The sequence below is a fragment of the Paenibacillus baimaensis genome, assembly GCF_025567575.1.
The window spans coordinates 137,308-152,696 of sequence record NZ_JAOQIO010000023.1; the positions used below are offsets into that span (position 1 = coordinate 137,308).

The following is a 15,389-nucleotide window of genomic DNA, read 5'->3' on the forward strand; positions in this document are numbered from 1 at the left end:
TATGATTTGACATGCAACTAAAAAGTTGCATATAATAGAGATATGGACAAACTCTTTAAAGCACTTGCCGATGGAACACGTAGAGAATTACTCGACCTCTTGTTCGTCAATAACGGGCAATCCTTGGGCGAACTCTGTAAACAAATGACAATGAGTCGTCAAGCTGTTACTAAGCACCTTCTGCTGCTGGAAGAGGCAAATCTAGTTACTGTCGTTTGGCAAGGCCGCGAAAAGCTTCATTATCTTAACCCGGTACCTATCGGGGAAATCTATCAACGTTGGATCGGTAAGTTTGAGCGTCACCGGATTGAGGCATTGAACACACTAAAGCAAGCCTTAGAGGAGGATTCTAATCATGAATAAAGCTTCATTCGTTTATGCGACTTACATCGCAACCACACCCGAGAAGCTATGGGCAGCCCTAACTAACAGTGAATTTACCAAGCAGTATTTTTTCGGTCGTGAAATCGTTTCGGATTGGCAAGTTGGCTCCAGCTTTAAATTGATGAATAAAGATAAGGTTGAACATTATGGTGAAGTTCTTGTATGTGAGCCGTATCGATTACTCACTGTTACCTGGAGTGTCAAAGACGTTGAAGGAGAGCGAATTTCTAAGGTTACATATGAATTAACACCCATGACCTCTACGATAAAACTGACACTTCGACACGAGGATTTATTAGAAAAGGATATTCGCAAAGATGAAGGCAAAATGGAAGGGTTTAACAATGGATGGCCTGCCATTCTCAGTAATTTAAAAAGCCTCCTCGAAACAGGAAAAACCCTTCAAGCCTTTTAGCTTCACTTTGGTTTAGGCTAAACCTCTGGAAGTTCCCGGCTATGAAGGACAGTTATCACTCCGTAAGGTGAGGTGTGCGAATTTAATACGGAGCGAGCCTTAGAAGCGATTCTAGAGGTTCGTTTTTTTCTGCTATTTATTTTTTTTTGAAAATTGGACTTTTCAGTGGTCTCCGAAGTTTGTGGTAGGTTCTTTTTGGAATCCTACGCCATTCATGTCACAAAATATATCCGCTAATTGTCTGAGATACGTAACAAAAAAAGAAGCTGCTCGTTATTAATGCACATCCCAAAGTGGACTCTGATTCGTCCGTAAGCCTACAAGTACTTAGGCATTTTCTGGAGACTTATAAAAAACTTAATCCGGAAGGGCCCATTGAACAAATCGATTTATATCGGGAACACATTCCTTGCATTGATCGTTCCTTTCTAAGTGTACAGGAAAAAATACAGGGAGATGAGCCATTGAATGTAGAAGAGCAGAGGCTCAACTCACGTATGTCGGAGATTCTTCGGCAGTTCAAGAGCGCTAAAAAGTATGTCATTGCCCTACCGCTGCATAATTTTAATGTCCCGTCAAAGCTAAAAGACTATATGGATAATATTTTGATTGCCAAAGAAACCTTCGCATATACAGACAAGGGCTCGGTTGGTCTTCTGAACGATGGCAGGGACGTTCTCGTCATTCAAGCGAGCGACGGGATTTATACGAATCAGGATTGGTACACGGAAGTCGAGTACTCCCACAAATTCTTAAAAGCAATGTTCAACTTTATGGGAGTGACTATCGAATCATCCGTGCACAAGGGAATTATATCTTGAAAAGAGATGAGGTATTGGCAAAGGCATTTCAAGAAGCTGAGACTGCGGCTGCTTTGTTTAATCGAGCATGATGAGTTCACATTAAATTACTGTGCCTGAACTTAGAATTAAAGGGCAACTTTTAAGCTAACGAGGAACGAGAGTGCAGGAGTTGCTTGTAGCGGCTCCTTTTTTATTTCCGTTGAAGTTACGGGCAGTTTTGTTCAATTAGTTACTGATTTAAGGATAACAAAAAATATGCTAATATATCTTAATGTCTACTTTGAGAAGAGGTGATGGAGATGGGAATTGATGAACCCATAAATGTAGTTCCATACAATGAACAATGGACGGTTTTATTCGAGAATGAGAAATCAATTCTTTCAATTATTTTTAAAGAAACTGCTTTGGAAATTCAGCATTTTGGTAGCACATCAGTTCCAGGGATGTTAGCTAAACCAATTATTGATATATTAATTGGTGTCAGAACACTTGAACTTGATAGTTCTACAACTGTTACATTAGAACAAATTGGTTATGAGGGTTTCGGTGAATCTGGTGTAAAGGGAAGACTGTATTTCCGAAAACGAAAGGAACATGCATATAATCTTGCCATCGTTGTATGGAATGGTGAACAATGGGTTAACAACATTCTAATTCGGAATTACCTAAGAAAGAATCCAGACATAGCTAAACAATATTCAGATCGGAAACTGAGTTCACTTAATAAAGGAATTACAACACTTCTTGCCTATTCTGATGAAAAGGCTGATTACGTATACAGCTTGCTGGAACGAGCAAGGCAAAGTATACAACTTGATTAATCAGGGGCAGTTTATTGAAGTCAAGGGCAAATTTCTTCAGTAATGGAAATTTGCGAATGGATGGAAAATAGATACGATTAAAGGGAAGAATTAAAAAGATTAGCTTGAATCTCATGGCAATAACAATAGAATTCCGAGTACGATGATAATAATAAATAAGTAACGTTCGAATTTTCCAGCAGGAATTCGATTATTCAAAAAAACACCGAGTGCAGTAGCTATGAGAATAGCCGGCAAAGAATAAGCATAATAAATTAATGCGTCAAACGTCCATAACCCGCCGAGTGCATGTCCTGTAACAACAAGAACGCCAGATATAAGAAAATGAGCTTGCAATGTTCCTCGAAAACGATCCGGATTCCATCGTCGTAATGTACCGTAGACAACGACCGGCACACCATTAAAATTATAAGCACTGCCAAGAACTCCTGAGGCAAATCCGAACGGTAATACCCATCCGCGATCGTTAAGTAATGGACGTTCGATTGCCCGAGAGAGAATCTTCTTAATCAAAGAGTAACAACCAAAAGCAATCAGAAAAATTCCAAGTCCAAACGTAATCACGATTGCAGGAGTAAGATGAAGCAAAACAAGGCCGAAGGGGATTCCGATTACGGTAGAAACTGCTAACCGGATCAGGACAGGGCGTTCAACGTGACGCCATCCGCTGAAAACGGTTAGTAAAGCAACGGTTAGCCCCGCTAACCCAATTAGGGAAACCGAAGTTTGCAGAGTGATCGGAAGTAGTGCAAGCAAAGGCATGCTCACTATAGCTTCCCCGAAGCCAAACATAGATTTCATCAAGGCACCAACAAAAACCGCAATGACAACCAGCACAATAAGTGTAGTTGTCATTGTGCAATACCCTCAAAGAAACTACATTTTATATTTGGCTGTTTTAAATTCCTTGTTTTGAAGCCAAAACTTCGCACAATAACACCCTCTTTGTTTATTTTACATCATATTAACACGTGTAAAATGCAATTAAAACATGGATTTTAACGCGCATAATAAGCTGTTTGATCGTTTGAAATTAAACAGACAAGGACCTGTACATAAATGACAATAAAACGCATTAAAATTGAAATTTGGGGGGTGTGAGACGAATCTGATTCAGAGTAGTTTTCAACCATAAAAAGCTATGAAACACCACCTTGATTTGGAATGTTTGGGTTATATGCTTTGATCATTCACAAGGGCAGGATTGTTTAATAAATTCTCTCCCTTGCAGCCAAGAACAGTAGTTCATTATTATTGACATAATCGAACTTAGGACTGGAGCGAGAATTATGAACGAGCAATACACAATTTCGAATATTGTTGACCATTTAAAACAAATCAGAGGAATAAATGCTCTGGTTCTCGGCGGTTCAAGAGCTAGGGGGACTGAAAGCCCTAACTCTGATATTGATATTGGTATCTACTACGATTCCGAAAAAGGGCTGGATATTAGCCAGCTTCGTCAGGTTGCTGCTGAATTGGATGACGACCATAGAGAAAACTTAGTGACAGAAATAGGCGGCTGGGGACCATGGATTAATGGCGGTGGCTGGTTGGAAGTTAATCAAATTCCAGTTGATTTTTTATTTCGTGATCAAAATAAAGTGTCACATGTAATTGAAGAATGTGTCATGGGAAATATCACAATGGATTATCAACCGGGACATCCCCATGGATTTGCCAACTCGATTTATTTGGCTGAGATCGCGTTGTGTAAAGTGTTATGGGACCCTTCAGATCTTGTAGGAAAACTGAAGAGTAGAGCAACCCCATTCTCACCCGTTTTTCAAGAAGCGACCATCCGAAAATTTTTTTGGGAGGCAACCTTTGCTCTCGATAATGGATATAAAGGTATCTACAAAAAAGATTTATCTTATATCGCTGGATGCTGTTTCAGGTCAGTATCCTGCTTGAATCAGGTTTTGTTTGCAATTAACGAAACCTACTTGATGAATGAAAAGGGGGCTACTGCCATTGCCGATTCATTTAGCATAGTACCAAGCAAATACGCCCAGAGAATAAATGAGATTTTCACTTTTATCACGGAAGATCAAGAGTGTTTAAAGAAGGCTATTAACATGATTCGTGAGCTTATTCAGGAAACAGAAAATCTAATGAAAACCAAATCGTGATTGAACTGACGAGGAACTAAGGGCAAGTTTTTAGGGTGGACGATCATCCACGGCTGTCATGAAAAATAAAAAGACCCCTAGAAAAAGGGTCTTCATGCCCGGGGACGGTACTTCAGCCTTAACTTCATGGGAATAATCATAATGAAGGTTTAAATCATTTATTGGTCAATCGCATAGCGCAGTTGAACGACGCCACCGCCGAGAGGCTTGCAGTCCAGCAGTTCCAAATGCTTATATTGGTAGTTTTCTTTGTCGATTAAAAGATTTAACCCTTTACCTTCCAAACATGGTGCTACATTGAAAATCATTTCATCTACAAGTCCTTGGCCCAGAAATGAATTGTGGATATCCGCACCGCCACTAATGAGAGCGGTCTGATGCCCTTTTTGTTGCAAGTAGTCCAAGGCATCCTGAGGCGATCTCGCAACCTTTATGCCAGGAATTTCCGCAGCATTCTTAGAAATCACGACGACGTCGACGTCGCCAAATGGGCCTGGGCCACCGTTGCCGCGCATACCTTCGAAAGTCCGTCGCCCGACAATGAAATTCCCTGCGGCTTTAGCGTGTATAGCGAAGTCTTCCAATGCTTCTTTTTTCGGCGGGTTTTCAGGGGTGGATTGCGCATAATTGCCGTTAGCCGTTAAAGTTGCCCATAAAATTGTTTTCATCGTAATACTCCTCCTTGTGTTCGATTCATTATTCTTCTAATGGATGCCGCTACCCGATCTGGACGGTCCTCTTGCACATAGTGCGAGGCATCTTCTAGGACCTCGGTTTCGTTCAAAGGCAAATATTTTTGCCATTTGGTCATCTGTTCGAGTGGGAAGCCAGCACTGTCTTTCGTTCCCCATAGGATTTGTGCAGGCAAATCGTACAAACTCGGCAACTTCGATTCTATGTCGGCGAGCCATGTTCGTGCCTTGCGGATCTGCCTGGGAAATACCCATGTCGGTATTCTGGACTTCGGGGTCGGGAATGGGTCGGTATAAGCTTTTCGCAAGCTGTCCGTGACTTTATCGGCTTGGTATATCCCGTGCGGAACAATGACTTTGGCGAAAAAATTGCGGCGTGTCTGAAGCCAGCGCCCGATAGGCCACCCTCCCATAGCTAGCGAGAACAATTTCATCGGCAAAATTTCCGCAGGCCAAGCCCATGTATTCATTACGACGATGCCACGCAAGTTATTTCGATGCCCTACCGCATAGCTAAGGCCAATCGGACCTCCCCAATCTTGAACGACTACTATAAAATTTTTTAAATCCAAATGGCGAATCAGATGTTGAACGGCAACCGATTGCTCTTGCGGCGTAAAGCGGTAGCCAGATGGTGCTTTTGACATACCGAATCCGGGGTAATCCGGAGCGATGAGACGGAATTCCTCGCGAAGGTCTTTGATAACGTTCCGATATAGGTATGACCACGTAGGGTTCCCGTGCAGGAGAAGGACCGTTGGTCCTTGCCCTTCATCAAGGTAATGAATGTAACCGTCACGGTAAGGGAACCAGTGATCGGTAAACGGGTACTCCGTCGGATCTAATTTAAACGGTCTATCCAAAATTGGTCCTCCTCGCTGTTACTTATTAATAACTTTTTTCTTCCTGACTTGATTCACATCATAATCGATCTGTGGTACATTTGGAAAGTAGTTACATTTAAGTGCAGTAGTTTCAAAAAATGAACTATGGAGGGATAACCGATGATGGATCAATCTTGTCCGGGTACCGTTGAGCCTATACTGGAGATTTTGGATGGAAAATGGATGCTTCTCCTTTTGTTCGAACTGTTTAACGGGACCCGACGGTTTGGGGAATTACGCCGCAAGCTGGAGCCCATTAGTCCGAAAACATTGACAGACCGCTTGCGATTATTAGAGGAGAAGGGAATCGTCACTCGTACTCTTTATCCAGGCGTTCCGCTGCATGTCGAGTATGAACTTACCGAGAGTGGGCAGGGCTTGCAGCCGATCTTTGCCGCCATGTGGACGTGGACTCAAGAGCATGGCGCATATCTACGGAAAGAGACGAACGGGGGCGGTCATGGAGCAGAAAAGGTGCTGTGATTTAAGGCCATCCATTGCAGGATGGCCTTATAACTTGCCGTTACATACAGCGCGGGGAACCTTAGCAGTTCATTGTTTTCAAATCATGCATATTATCAAAGTATTGCCAAGTTAGCTGCCGCAATCTGCTTTTATTCATATGGAATCAAAATGCGGAGGAATCGTCAAATCTCTGTTATCTTCTTGGCAGTAACTGTTTCATGTATTTTTCTAGTATGGCGCTATTTCCAACTCGGACGACTAAACTAAAAAAGAACGTTAGTTAAATCACAATACAACGGCAGCCGGCACACGATTTGAATCGATACTAGATCGCTATATCAATGGGGGACGATTAATTTTCGAGCTGCCTACCATCAAAGGAAGCTCTTGATCACTGAACGGGAAATAAACTTAATTGAAAACAAGCTATTGACAGTTATCTTAAAATCATATATCTTTAAAATAAGATAAATGATTTTAAGATATTATTTAGACGACTTCAAGGAGGTAATGAGAATGATTCCAATTTTGAACCGTATTAATGAACTGAGCAGAATTGAGCGCAGTTCAGGTCTATCTGATACTGAGAAAGAGGAACAAGCAGCGCTTCGGACGCAGTATTTACAGATTTTACGCGGGCAACTATTAACAACGCTTCTGAACGTGTCTGTTATGGATGAATTTGGGAACGATGTTACGCCTAAAAGGCTTATTGATAAAAAAGCAGCTAATGATCAATAATTTTTGTCATATATCTTAAATTTAAGAATATATAAATTAAGATAGTTTCTGCGGTTGGCAACCAGCCAGGTTAATAGCCGTGGCACCTAAACTAATGTTTTCCCACGCATAGTAAGGAAAGTATTGTATGATTATATGAGAATGAATTCTGGAGGTTGGCTGATGTCAAAAAGAATAGGGATTATTGTAGGAAGTTTGAGGGAAAGCTCTTTTAATCAAATGATTGCGAATTCGATTCCAGAACTTGTAGATTCCGCGGAATATGAATTCATATCGATTGCTAATCTTCCCCTCTATAACGCGGATTTGGATCATGAAGAAGGGCCAGATCCAGTTAAGCATTATCGCGAGGCGATTCAAAAGACGGATGGTATTCTCATTGTTAGCCCGGAGTACAACTCAGGTATACCGGGAGTACTAAAAAATGCACTGGACTGGGCATCGACACCTACCAAAACAGCCGTCTTAATTCATAAGCCTGCAGGTGTGATAGGCGCAACACCTGGCGCAAAAGGGACGATTCTTTCGCAGCAGCAAATCAGGCAAACGTTGGATGCCACCCAGTCCTATGTGATGCCGGCTCAAAAAATGTATATTTCTCAAGTCACGGACAAGATTGATTCAAATACTCGTAAGCTCACGGATGATACGACTCGCAAATATTTGCAGCGTTATGTTCAATCATTTTTGCAATGGATTAACCAGGTAGAACGGCTTAATGAGTAGTAAGGATAATAACTAATCTAATATATATGGAGGCTATTATGGGTAAAATTGCGCTTTTTGGATTTGGACGTATCGGAAGACAGCTCCTTCGGGCGGCGTTGCAACAAAATTTGTTTGTCCCCTTTTCTATCTCGGATATTAAAGACGAGGCTACGCTTGCCGCACTTTTTGAAGTGGATACAAATTACAAGCGTTGGCATGAGAAAGTATCTGCTCAAAAAGGCGCAATCGTAATCGGCGACCGGGAGATTCGTTATTTGAATTCGGCCGCTGAATTGCCCGATTGGGGTGAATTAGGCGTTGAATTGGTCATTGATTGTACCGGACGAGCCGTTACGCGATCAGTAGCTGAACTGCATTTGGAGCGAGGCGCCAAAAGGGTGCTTGTCAGCGGTCCGAGCAAAACCTTAGAAGATTGCGACGCAGTACTTCTTAAAGGAATTAACTTAGAAAGCTTCGATCCGGAAAAGCATAAAATCATTAGCATGGCGAGTTGCACGACCAATGCGCTTGCACCGGTAGTCAAATTGGTCAGAGAAAACTATGGCATTCAATACGGATTATTCTCCACGGTACACTCGTATACGAACACGCAATCGTTGACGGATCAGCCGATGAAGGACCGCCGGGATTCATGGGCAGCTGCCGAGAACATCATTCCGTCATCTTCAGGTGCAGCCAAAGCTCTGAAATTCATTTGGAATGACCTGCAAATCACAGGCAAAGCCTACCGGATTCCGACCCGTACCGGGAGCATCGCAGAACTTAATTTGATAACGGAAAAACGATGCACCGTTCAAGAGATTAACGATATGTTTCGAGAAGCTGCGAGAGAAGGCGAATTAAAGGGCGTTCTTGATGTTTTGGAAGGGGAATGGGCCTCGTCCCGTATCGTAGCTGATCCCCATTCTTCGATTATTGATTTGCCTTTAACCCAAGTACAAGGTGAACTATTGTCTGTCGCTACTTGGTACGACAACGAATGGGGTTATGCTTCACGGTTGGCTGAGGTAGCCTCTTATCTTGTTACAAAACCATAAGCTAGACGATTGATAATGAATTGGATGCATCTTAGAACGTATGAGCGAAGCCAAAGGCGACAGCCAATACATTCTAAGATGCATCTTTTCTCGTCATACAGGGTCGTGGATACGGCTGAGCTCTTGTTTCCTTTCTAACGGGAGTTAAACCCAATATGTGGTACTATGTTGTAAAAAATGCTTGGATACTGTAGGAGCGTTTAGTAATGAATGTTGTTAGCGCAACAAATGATGAATTGAACGGTTGGTTAGAACTAGCTTCTGAAGTCGAATATCTTTTTGGTCCGATGGTAGCTGACCCGAAGTTTTTTCAGGCAATAGAGAAAAATATAAAACAACAATCTGCGTTTTGCGTGCTGGAAAAAGATGGAATACCAGGTTCTCGCATACTCGGAGGAGTTTTATTTACTTCATCAAAATCCCCAATATACAAAATTGGATGGCTAGCGGTTTCATTTAATGCGAGAAACAAAGGAATAGCAACAGAGCTTCTTAGACATGTCTTGAACCTTGTCGATGTTCCAGCAGAAGTATCAGTGATTACATTCGGTGAAGATATACCAGATGGTCAACCAGCGAGAAAGCTCTATCAGAGATTTGGTTTTGTACCTTTAATGGAAGTGATTCCAAATGGAATAGAAGGAGGGACACGTCAAAAATTTAAGATGATTATGACTAAGAATGATTCAGCTAACGGGCAGTAGAGCGTGTGGCATCATGCAAGGGTGTCGGAGATTAAGAACAGATATCCAGTCGATTGATTCTTTAATACTTTCCAATATATAAACCCGCCAATTGCGTTAATTGGCGGGTTTACTGTTAATTAAGATCGCAACTTTGACTTATTAATGACCTATCGCGTAGTGCAGCTGAACAACGACACCGCCAAGGGATTTAAAATCCAACAACTCCACATCTTTGTATGGGTAGTGTTCCGTATCCAGCAAAAAGGTTGGGCCCTTTACCCTCGATCACAGGAGCAACATTAATACGGCTGCCAAATGCACCACTCGACTTGCGGCGAACAGGAGCGAAGTAAGTTCGACCCCGTCAAACATCGTGCCCAAAGAGTTGCCTTCCAGAAGCCACTTGATGGGATCGATGACCAAAGACAGCGTCCCGATTCCGCCAAGCAGGATGATTAAAGCGATTCGGGCCCAACTCTTCCCACGATACATCTTCATAATAATGAAGGTTAGTGCACCAAAGATTAATGTTCTTATGAGCACTTGGATCACAAGGCCGCCAACCGTCTCAAATCAAGGCACGTCTAGCTGTAAACCACCAACCGCCCAATAGGAGCAGACAGGCGATGATGAATGTCAATCCGAATCCTTGCAGAAGAGAATCGTTAAAGAGCAGCATCAGTAACCCGTCGGCGAGTTTATGTCGAAGCTGCGCGATTGAGGTGAAAACGGGGATCGCCGCAATGAAGGCTGCCCAGATCACCCAGCCCACCGGGTGGTGAAGTCCGGAAAATAATAGATTCAAGAGCGCTAACAGAAACAGGTATGCGCCAAACTGGTATATGAACATACCGGCAATACCAAATTGATCCCAGTTGAATATTTCGAGAATATTAAACGTATGTTCATAACTCCGGATCAAGTTCAGTTCAAACTGGAACCATACGATGTTAAGCACGGCGAATAAGGCTGCCCATAGCGTGTATACCAACAAAATGTTGAGATAATACTCTTTACGGGTTGCGCCTAAAATAATCAACTTTTTGAAGAAGCTTACAGGCAGAACACTGCCTAATACAAAGATTAAGAACAGCGTAGTCAGATTCGCCGCTGACACCGAAGAATTTTCGCCGGATCGCAATGCAAAACTTATGATCAAATTGGTAATGACGCTGACAGTGAGGATGCCCAGAACAATCCACAGATACAGCCTAAGCTGAAGGAAGGATGCCTTCATTAATACAGTCGTTTTATTCAATTCGCTGACCTCCTTCAATTAAGTAAGAGAAGAATTTCTGAAGCGGTAGCCCTTCAATGGTGATGCCGAGCTTGTGGGCTTGCTGTTTGTCCGCATCTCCGAGCGCTCCGTATAATGCCGCCAGAACGCCCTTACCGTACGGTTCTTGGTAAATGACTTGTTTGCCGTTCGCGAAGCGATCAACGGATTCCCGGTCACCCATCAACAAATGGGAATGGTCGCGGATGTTGTCCACTTCGTCATGCAGCAGGATGGAGCCGGAATCCATTATATAGACTTTCTCGACGACCATCGCGATTTCGTCTATCAGATGTGTGGAGAGCAGAATGGTACGCGGATATTCCGCGTAATCCTCAACCAGAATGCGGTAGAACCGCTCACGCATTAGCACATCAAGACCAAGCACCGGTTCGTCATAAATCGTTAGAGACGCGCGGCTTGCCAGACCGATGACGTTGCCCACTAGGGATTCCATTCCCCTGGAGAGCTGGCGAATTTTTTCGTTAGGGTTCAGATTAAAGGTTGTGAGCAGCTTATGGGCGAAAGGCCAATCCCAGTTCTTGTGGAACACCGAAGCAAGCTGCAGGATCTCCATGACTTTGGCGCTGCCAAAGAATAGATTCTTTTCCCGTACATAACAGACGTCCTGTGGCGTTTCCCCTTTTTTGAGCCGGGAGCCTGCGATTTCGATTTGGCCATTACTGGGGAATATGCTGCCGGTAATCATATTGAGTAAAGTGGTTTTACCGGCGCCGTTGCGGCCGAGCAATCCGCAGATGGTGTGCTCGTGCAGCTTCATTTCGAGATTGCGAACAGCATCGTTCTTACCATAGCTTTTGGTTACGTTGGAACAAGCAAGAATCGTACTCATTTCCGATCATCTCCCGACCTTTGTTTAATCATTTCAATTACGTCTTCATAGGTCATTTCCAGCTTTTCAGCCTCATTGAGCAGCTTGACGACCAACTCGTCATAGAACCGAGCCCTTCTTTTGCTCGTGATCACTTTCTTCGCACCTGCAGCCACGTACATGCCGAGCCCTCTTTTCTTGTATAGAATGTTCTCGTTCACAAGCAATGCGATGCCTTTCACGATCGTAGCGGGATTGATCTGAAACGTGCTCGCAAATTGCGCCACCGATATAATCTGTTCATCCTCACAGTAGACCCCTTTCAGGATGTCATCCTCAATCTTTTCAGCGATTTGCTGGAAGATGGGCTGGCTATCGTCAAAGCTGATCATCATCTCATCACCCTATTGGTATATTAGTATTGTGACATACTATAATACGTGTTGGTGCTTGAGTCAACACATTCGTTAAAAAAATTTCAATAACACGTGTTTGCGAGTTCGAATGGATTAAGTTTTAGCTCCGCCATGCAGGGCATGATGCATATAACTATGAATGCCGTTCGGGTGAATTAATGCGGTGCCCCCGAGATGATGAACTTGGAACGGATTTTTATTTTGAAGAACGAGTATAAGGCCGTCCGGGAGGTGCCGGATATCTGAACGGGCAATCTTTCGGAACAGCACCAAAATGCTAAATGAGAAGAAACCCACGGTCTTGATCATGACCTTGATCTTCTTCATGTAATCGATTAGGTCTACTTGTTATATAAAAATGGAGTCTTACTGGTTGTACCAACTTTTTGTTAAAAAATGAATTGACACCTGAGTTCAACGGTCTCCTTCGGGCTTCATCGGTTGTATTACCATGTCCCAGACCATAGAGTTGTTGGTAAACGATTTTTCGACAGAAAATAATTAATTGCGTCAATTAAAAAACCGCGAAGGCTTGATGCTACGCGATTTTTTTCTATTTATGGCTGAATCTTTCATTATTCTTTTATTTGGAAGTAGTAGACTTATAAGAGTGATGATTTGATGTTATTAAACTTAAAGTTAAGAGGAGTAAAACGATGATACTGTCAACAAGAATAAAGAAGCTTTTTTGCTGAAGCTCGCGCTTATTATAGCTGGGTGTGCTTTTTTTCTGTATTATCGCTTTCCATTCCGTTTATGTCTCCTGCGATGGTTGCGTCTCCATCTCTATAGACCTACTGTGCCGCAGAAATATACTGTGCTTTACTGGGACGGAAATGTGGATACGGTCGGGCGTGGAAATCGTTGCAAAGGGCAATTTTTTACGGCCCTCAACAAAGTTGGACTCTAGAAAACTACTTATAATTTATTATTGATGGGAGCTAGATGTAATGAATAGAGAAGTAAAGCAGATTCATCTTAAATTATTAAGTTACATGCTGGGGATGCTGATTTTTTTGTCAGGTATAGCCTATATGGGCGCACCAATGGTTGCCCAAGCGGCGGCTGAACAATGGGTTGATGTAGGCTCCGCCGGTTTTTCGTCAGGAGGTGCAGAATCTACAAGTATAGCCATCGACAGCAGCGGCACGCCTTATGTTGTGTATCAGGATGGGGGTAACGGCTATAAAGCAACCGTCATGAAATATAACGGAAGCTCATGGGAGAATATAGGCTCCGCTGGTTTTTCGTCAGGTAGTGCAGAATCTACAAGCATAGCCATCGACAGCAGCGGCACGCCCTATGTTGTGTATAAGGAATTAGGTAACAGCAATAAAGCCTACGTTATGAAATATAGCGGAAGCTCGTGGGAGAATGTAGGCTCCGCGGGTTTTTCGTCAGGTAGTGCAGAATCTCCGAGTATAGCTATAGACAGCAGCGGCACGCCCTATGTTGTGTATATTGATGGGGGTAACGACTATAAAGCAACCGTCATGAAATATAACGGAAGTTCGTGGGTGAATGTAGGCTCCGCCGGTTTTACGTCAGGTGAGGCAAGCTATACAAGTATAGCCATCGACAGCAGCGGCACGCCCTATGTTGTATATATGGATGGGAGTAACAGTTTTAAAGCAACTGTCATGAAATATAACGGAAGCTCGTGGGAGAATGTAGGCTCCGCCGGTTTTTCGTCAAGTAGTGTAACTTATACAACTATAGCCATAGACGGCAGCGGTACGCCCTATGTTGTATATAAGGATTTAGGTAACAGCAATAAAGCAACCGTCATGAAATATAACGGGAGCTCGTGGGTGAATGTAGGCTCCGCCGGTTTTTCGTCAGGTGTTGCAAGTTATACAAATATAGCCATCGACAGCAGCGGCACGCCCTATATTGTGTATCAGGATGGGGGTAACAGCAGTAAAGCAACCGTCATGAAATACAACGGAAGCTCGTGGGTGAATGTAGGCTCCGCTGGTTATTCGGCAGGTACTGCATATTATACAAGTATAGCCATCGACAGCAGCGGCACGCCCTATGTTGCGTATAAGGATTTAGGTAACAGCAGTAAAGCAACCGTCATGAAGCTTACTAAGACATACACTGTAACGTATGACGGCAACGTCGCTTCGTCCGGCAGCGTGCCGACGGACAGCAGCACCTATCACGACGGAGGTACGGCCACGGTTCTGGGCAACACGTTAGGTTTAGTGAAAACGGGCTATACGTTCGTGGGTTGGAATACGAAGACGGACGGAACCGGAACGGATTATGTAGCAGATGACTCGATCAGCATAGGCTCAGCCGATGTGACACTGTATGCGAAGTGGGCAATTAATGCCATTATTCCAAATATCACCACTCAGCCGACGGGCGCAACGGTGAATGAGGGCGCCAGCGCGCCACTGAACGTAGCGGCTACGGTGAGTGACGGGGGGACGCTGAGCTACCAGTGGTACAGCAACACGACCAGCAGCAATAGCGGCGGCACAGCAATCAGCGGCGCCATGAGTGCATCGTATGCAGCGCCGACGACAACGGCGGGAACGACATACTACTATGTCGTAGTGACGAACACGAACAACAGCGCGACGGGCAGCAAAACGGCAACGGTGACGAGCAGCGCGGTGACAGTAACGGTGAACGCGCTGACCAACGCGGCGACGCCGAGCATCGGCACGCAGCCGACGGGCGCAACGGTGAACGAAGGGGCCAGCGCGCCACTGAGCGTAGCAGCTACGGTGAGTGACGGGGGGACGCTGAGCTACCAGTGGTACAGCAACACGACCAGCAGCAATAGCGGTGGCACAGCAATCAGCGGCGCCATGAGTGCATCGTATGCAGCGCCGACGACAACGGCGGGAACGACATACTACTATGTCGTAGTGACGAACACGAACAACAGCGCGACGGGCAGTCAAACGGCCACGGCAACGAGCAGCGCGGTGACAGTAACGGTGAACGCGTTGACCAACGCAGCCACGCCGAGCATCGGCACGCAGCCGACGGGCGTAGCGGTGAACGAAGGCGCCAGCGCGCCACTGAGCGTAGCAGCTACGGTGAGTGACGGGGGAAC

At 44.2% G+C, this 15,389-nt stretch carries 18 protein-coding genes and 1 pseudogene; 11 read left to right on the forward strand and 8 right to left on the reverse strand.

The genetic code is table 11. The features are described from left to right. The first annotated feature begins 42 nt into the window (after nucleotides 1-42). From OB236_RS10100 to OB236_RS10115, 4 genes and pseudogenes are all read left to right on the forward strand, one after another. Nucleotides 43-363, forward strand: a complete 321-nt coding sequence (locus tag OB236_RS10100; protein WP_076235689.1) for an ArsR/SmtB family transcription factor — start codon at nucleotides 43-45, stop codon at nucleotides 361-363. Continuing rightward, nucleotides 356-799, forward strand: coding sequence for an SRPBCC family protein (locus OB236_RS10105; RefSeq protein WP_262683884.1), 444 nt, complete (start codon nucleotides 356-358; stop codon nucleotides 797-799). The genes OB236_RS10100 and OB236_RS10105 overlap by 8 nt, the downstream gene beginning before the upstream one ends. 266 nt (nucleotides 800-1,065) lie before the next feature. Next, nucleotides 1,066-1,691, forward strand: a pseudogene (locus OB236_RS10110) (FMN-dependent NADH-azoreductase). A 210-nt stretch (nucleotides 1,692-1,901) separates the two neighbouring features. After that, nucleotides 1,902-2,423 carry a GrpB family protein gene (locus OB236_RS10115; RefSeq protein ID WP_262683885.1) on the forward strand — a complete coding sequence of 174 codons (522 nt, stop codon included), beginning with the start codon at nucleotides 1,902-1,904 and terminating at the stop codon, nucleotides 2,421-2,423. A 111-nt stretch (nucleotides 2,424-2,534) separates the two neighbouring features. Here the strand turns inward: OB236_RS10115 and OB236_RS10120 are convergent, their stop codons facing one another. Beyond that, nucleotides 2,535-3,278, reverse strand: a complete 744-nt coding sequence (locus tag OB236_RS10120) for a sulfite exporter TauE/SafE family protein (protein ID WP_262683886.1) — start codon at nucleotides 3,276-3,278, stop codon at nucleotides 2,535-2,537. A 434-nt stretch (nucleotides 3,279-3,712) separates the two neighbouring features. Between OB236_RS10120 and OB236_RS10125 the strand changes: the two genes are divergently transcribed. Then, nucleotides 3,713-4,555 carry a nucleotidyltransferase domain-containing protein gene (locus OB236_RS10125; protein WP_262683887.1) on the forward strand — a complete coding sequence of 281 codons (843 nt, stop codon included), beginning with the start codon at nucleotides 3,713-3,715 and terminating at the stop codon, nucleotides 4,553-4,555. A 158-nt stretch (nucleotides 4,556-4,713) separates the two neighbouring features. Here the strand turns inward: OB236_RS10125 and OB236_RS10130 are convergent, their stop codons facing one another. Both OB236_RS10130 and OB236_RS10135 read right to left on the reverse strand, forming a co-directional pair. After that, nucleotides 4,714-5,223 carry a dihydrofolate reductase family protein gene (locus OB236_RS10130; RefSeq protein ID WP_262683888.1) on the reverse strand — a complete coding sequence of 170 codons (510 nt, stop codon included), beginning with the start codon at nucleotides 5,221-5,223 and terminating at the stop codon, nucleotides 4,714-4,716. Continuing rightward, complete coding sequence (locus tag OB236_RS10135; protein WP_262683889.1) at nucleotides 5,220-6,110, reverse strand: alpha/beta fold hydrolase; 891 nt, start codon at nucleotides 6,108-6,110, stop codon at nucleotides 5,220-5,222. The genes OB236_RS10130 and OB236_RS10135 overlap by 4 nt, the downstream gene beginning before the upstream one ends. Before the next feature lie 141 nt (nucleotides 6,111-6,251). On the opposite strand from OB236_RS10135, the gene OB236_RS10140 reads away from it, so the two are divergent. From OB236_RS10140 to OB236_RS10160, 5 genes are all read left to right on the forward strand, one after another. Next, nucleotides 6,252-6,614, forward strand: a complete 363-nt coding sequence (locus OB236_RS10140; protein ID WP_076238338.1) for a winged helix-turn-helix transcriptional regulator — start codon at nucleotides 6,252-6,254, stop codon at nucleotides 6,612-6,614. A gap of 498 nt (nucleotides 6,615-7,112) precedes the next feature. Then, complete coding sequence (locus tag OB236_RS10145) at nucleotides 7,113-7,337, forward strand: DUF896 domain-containing protein (protein WP_179097802.1); 225 nt, start codon at nucleotides 7,113-7,115, stop codon at nucleotides 7,335-7,337. Nucleotides 7,338-7,499: 162 nt separating this feature from the next. Next, a complete protein-coding gene (locus tag OB236_RS10150) occupies nucleotides 7,500-8,063 on the forward strand; it encodes an NADPH-dependent FMN reductase (protein WP_262683890.1) in 564 nt (187 codons plus the stop codon). 38 nt (nucleotides 8,064-8,101) lie between these two features. Next, on the forward strand, nucleotides 8,102-9,103 hold the full coding sequence (locus OB236_RS10155; RefSeq protein ID WP_262683891.1) for a type I glyceraldehyde-3-phosphate dehydrogenase: 1,002 nt from the start codon (nucleotides 8,102-8,104) through the stop codon (nucleotides 9,101-9,103). Nucleotides 9,104-9,309: 206 nt separating this feature from the next. After that, entirely contained in the window at nucleotides 9,310-9,807 is a 498-nt protein-coding gene (locus OB236_RS10160; protein WP_262683892.1) for a GNAT family N-acetyltransferase, read from the forward strand. A gap of 267 nt (nucleotides 9,808-10,074) precedes the next feature. On the opposite strand, the gene OB236_RS10165 is transcribed toward OB236_RS10160, so the two are convergent. The 5 genes from OB236_RS10165 to OB236_RS10185 all read right to left on the reverse strand — a co-directional run bounded on the left by OB236_RS10165 (nucleotide 10,075) and on the right by OB236_RS10185 (nucleotide 12,622). Next, nucleotides 10,075-10,341 carry a hypothetical protein gene (locus tag OB236_RS10165; protein ID WP_262683893.1) on the reverse strand — a complete coding sequence of 89 codons (267 nt, stop codon included), beginning with the start codon at nucleotides 10,339-10,341 and terminating at the stop codon, nucleotides 10,075-10,077. 16 nt (nucleotides 10,342-10,357) lie between these two features. Next, nucleotides 10,358-11,047: a hypothetical protein gene (locus OB236_RS10170; RefSeq protein WP_262683894.1), complete on the reverse strand. Its 690-nt coding sequence runs from the start codon at nucleotides 11,045-11,047 to the stop codon at nucleotides 10,358-10,360. Continuing rightward, entirely contained in the window at nucleotides 11,040-11,918 is an 879-nt protein-coding gene (locus OB236_RS10175) for an ATP-binding cassette domain-containing protein (RefSeq protein WP_262683895.1), read from the reverse strand. Before OB236_RS10175 ends, OB236_RS10170 begins: the two co-directional genes overlap by 8 nt. Beyond that, a complete protein-coding gene (locus OB236_RS10180; protein ID WP_262683896.1) occupies nucleotides 11,915-12,292 on the reverse strand; it encodes a GntR family transcriptional regulator in 378 nt (125 codons plus the stop codon). The genes OB236_RS10175 and OB236_RS10180 overlap by 4 nt, the downstream gene beginning before the upstream one ends. 114 nt (nucleotides 12,293-12,406) lie before the next feature. Then, nucleotides 12,407-12,622: a hypothetical protein gene (locus OB236_RS10185; protein WP_262683897.1), complete on the reverse strand. Its 216-nt coding sequence runs from the start codon at nucleotides 12,620-12,622 to the stop codon at nucleotides 12,407-12,409. 641 nt (nucleotides 12,623-13,263) lie between these two features. Here OB236_RS10185 and OB236_RS10190 point away from each other — a divergent pair. Next, nucleotides 13,264-15,389 (forward strand): InlB B-repeat-containing protein (locus OB236_RS10190; RefSeq protein WP_262683898.1); only part of this gene is annotated, 2,126 nt, incomplete at its 3' end.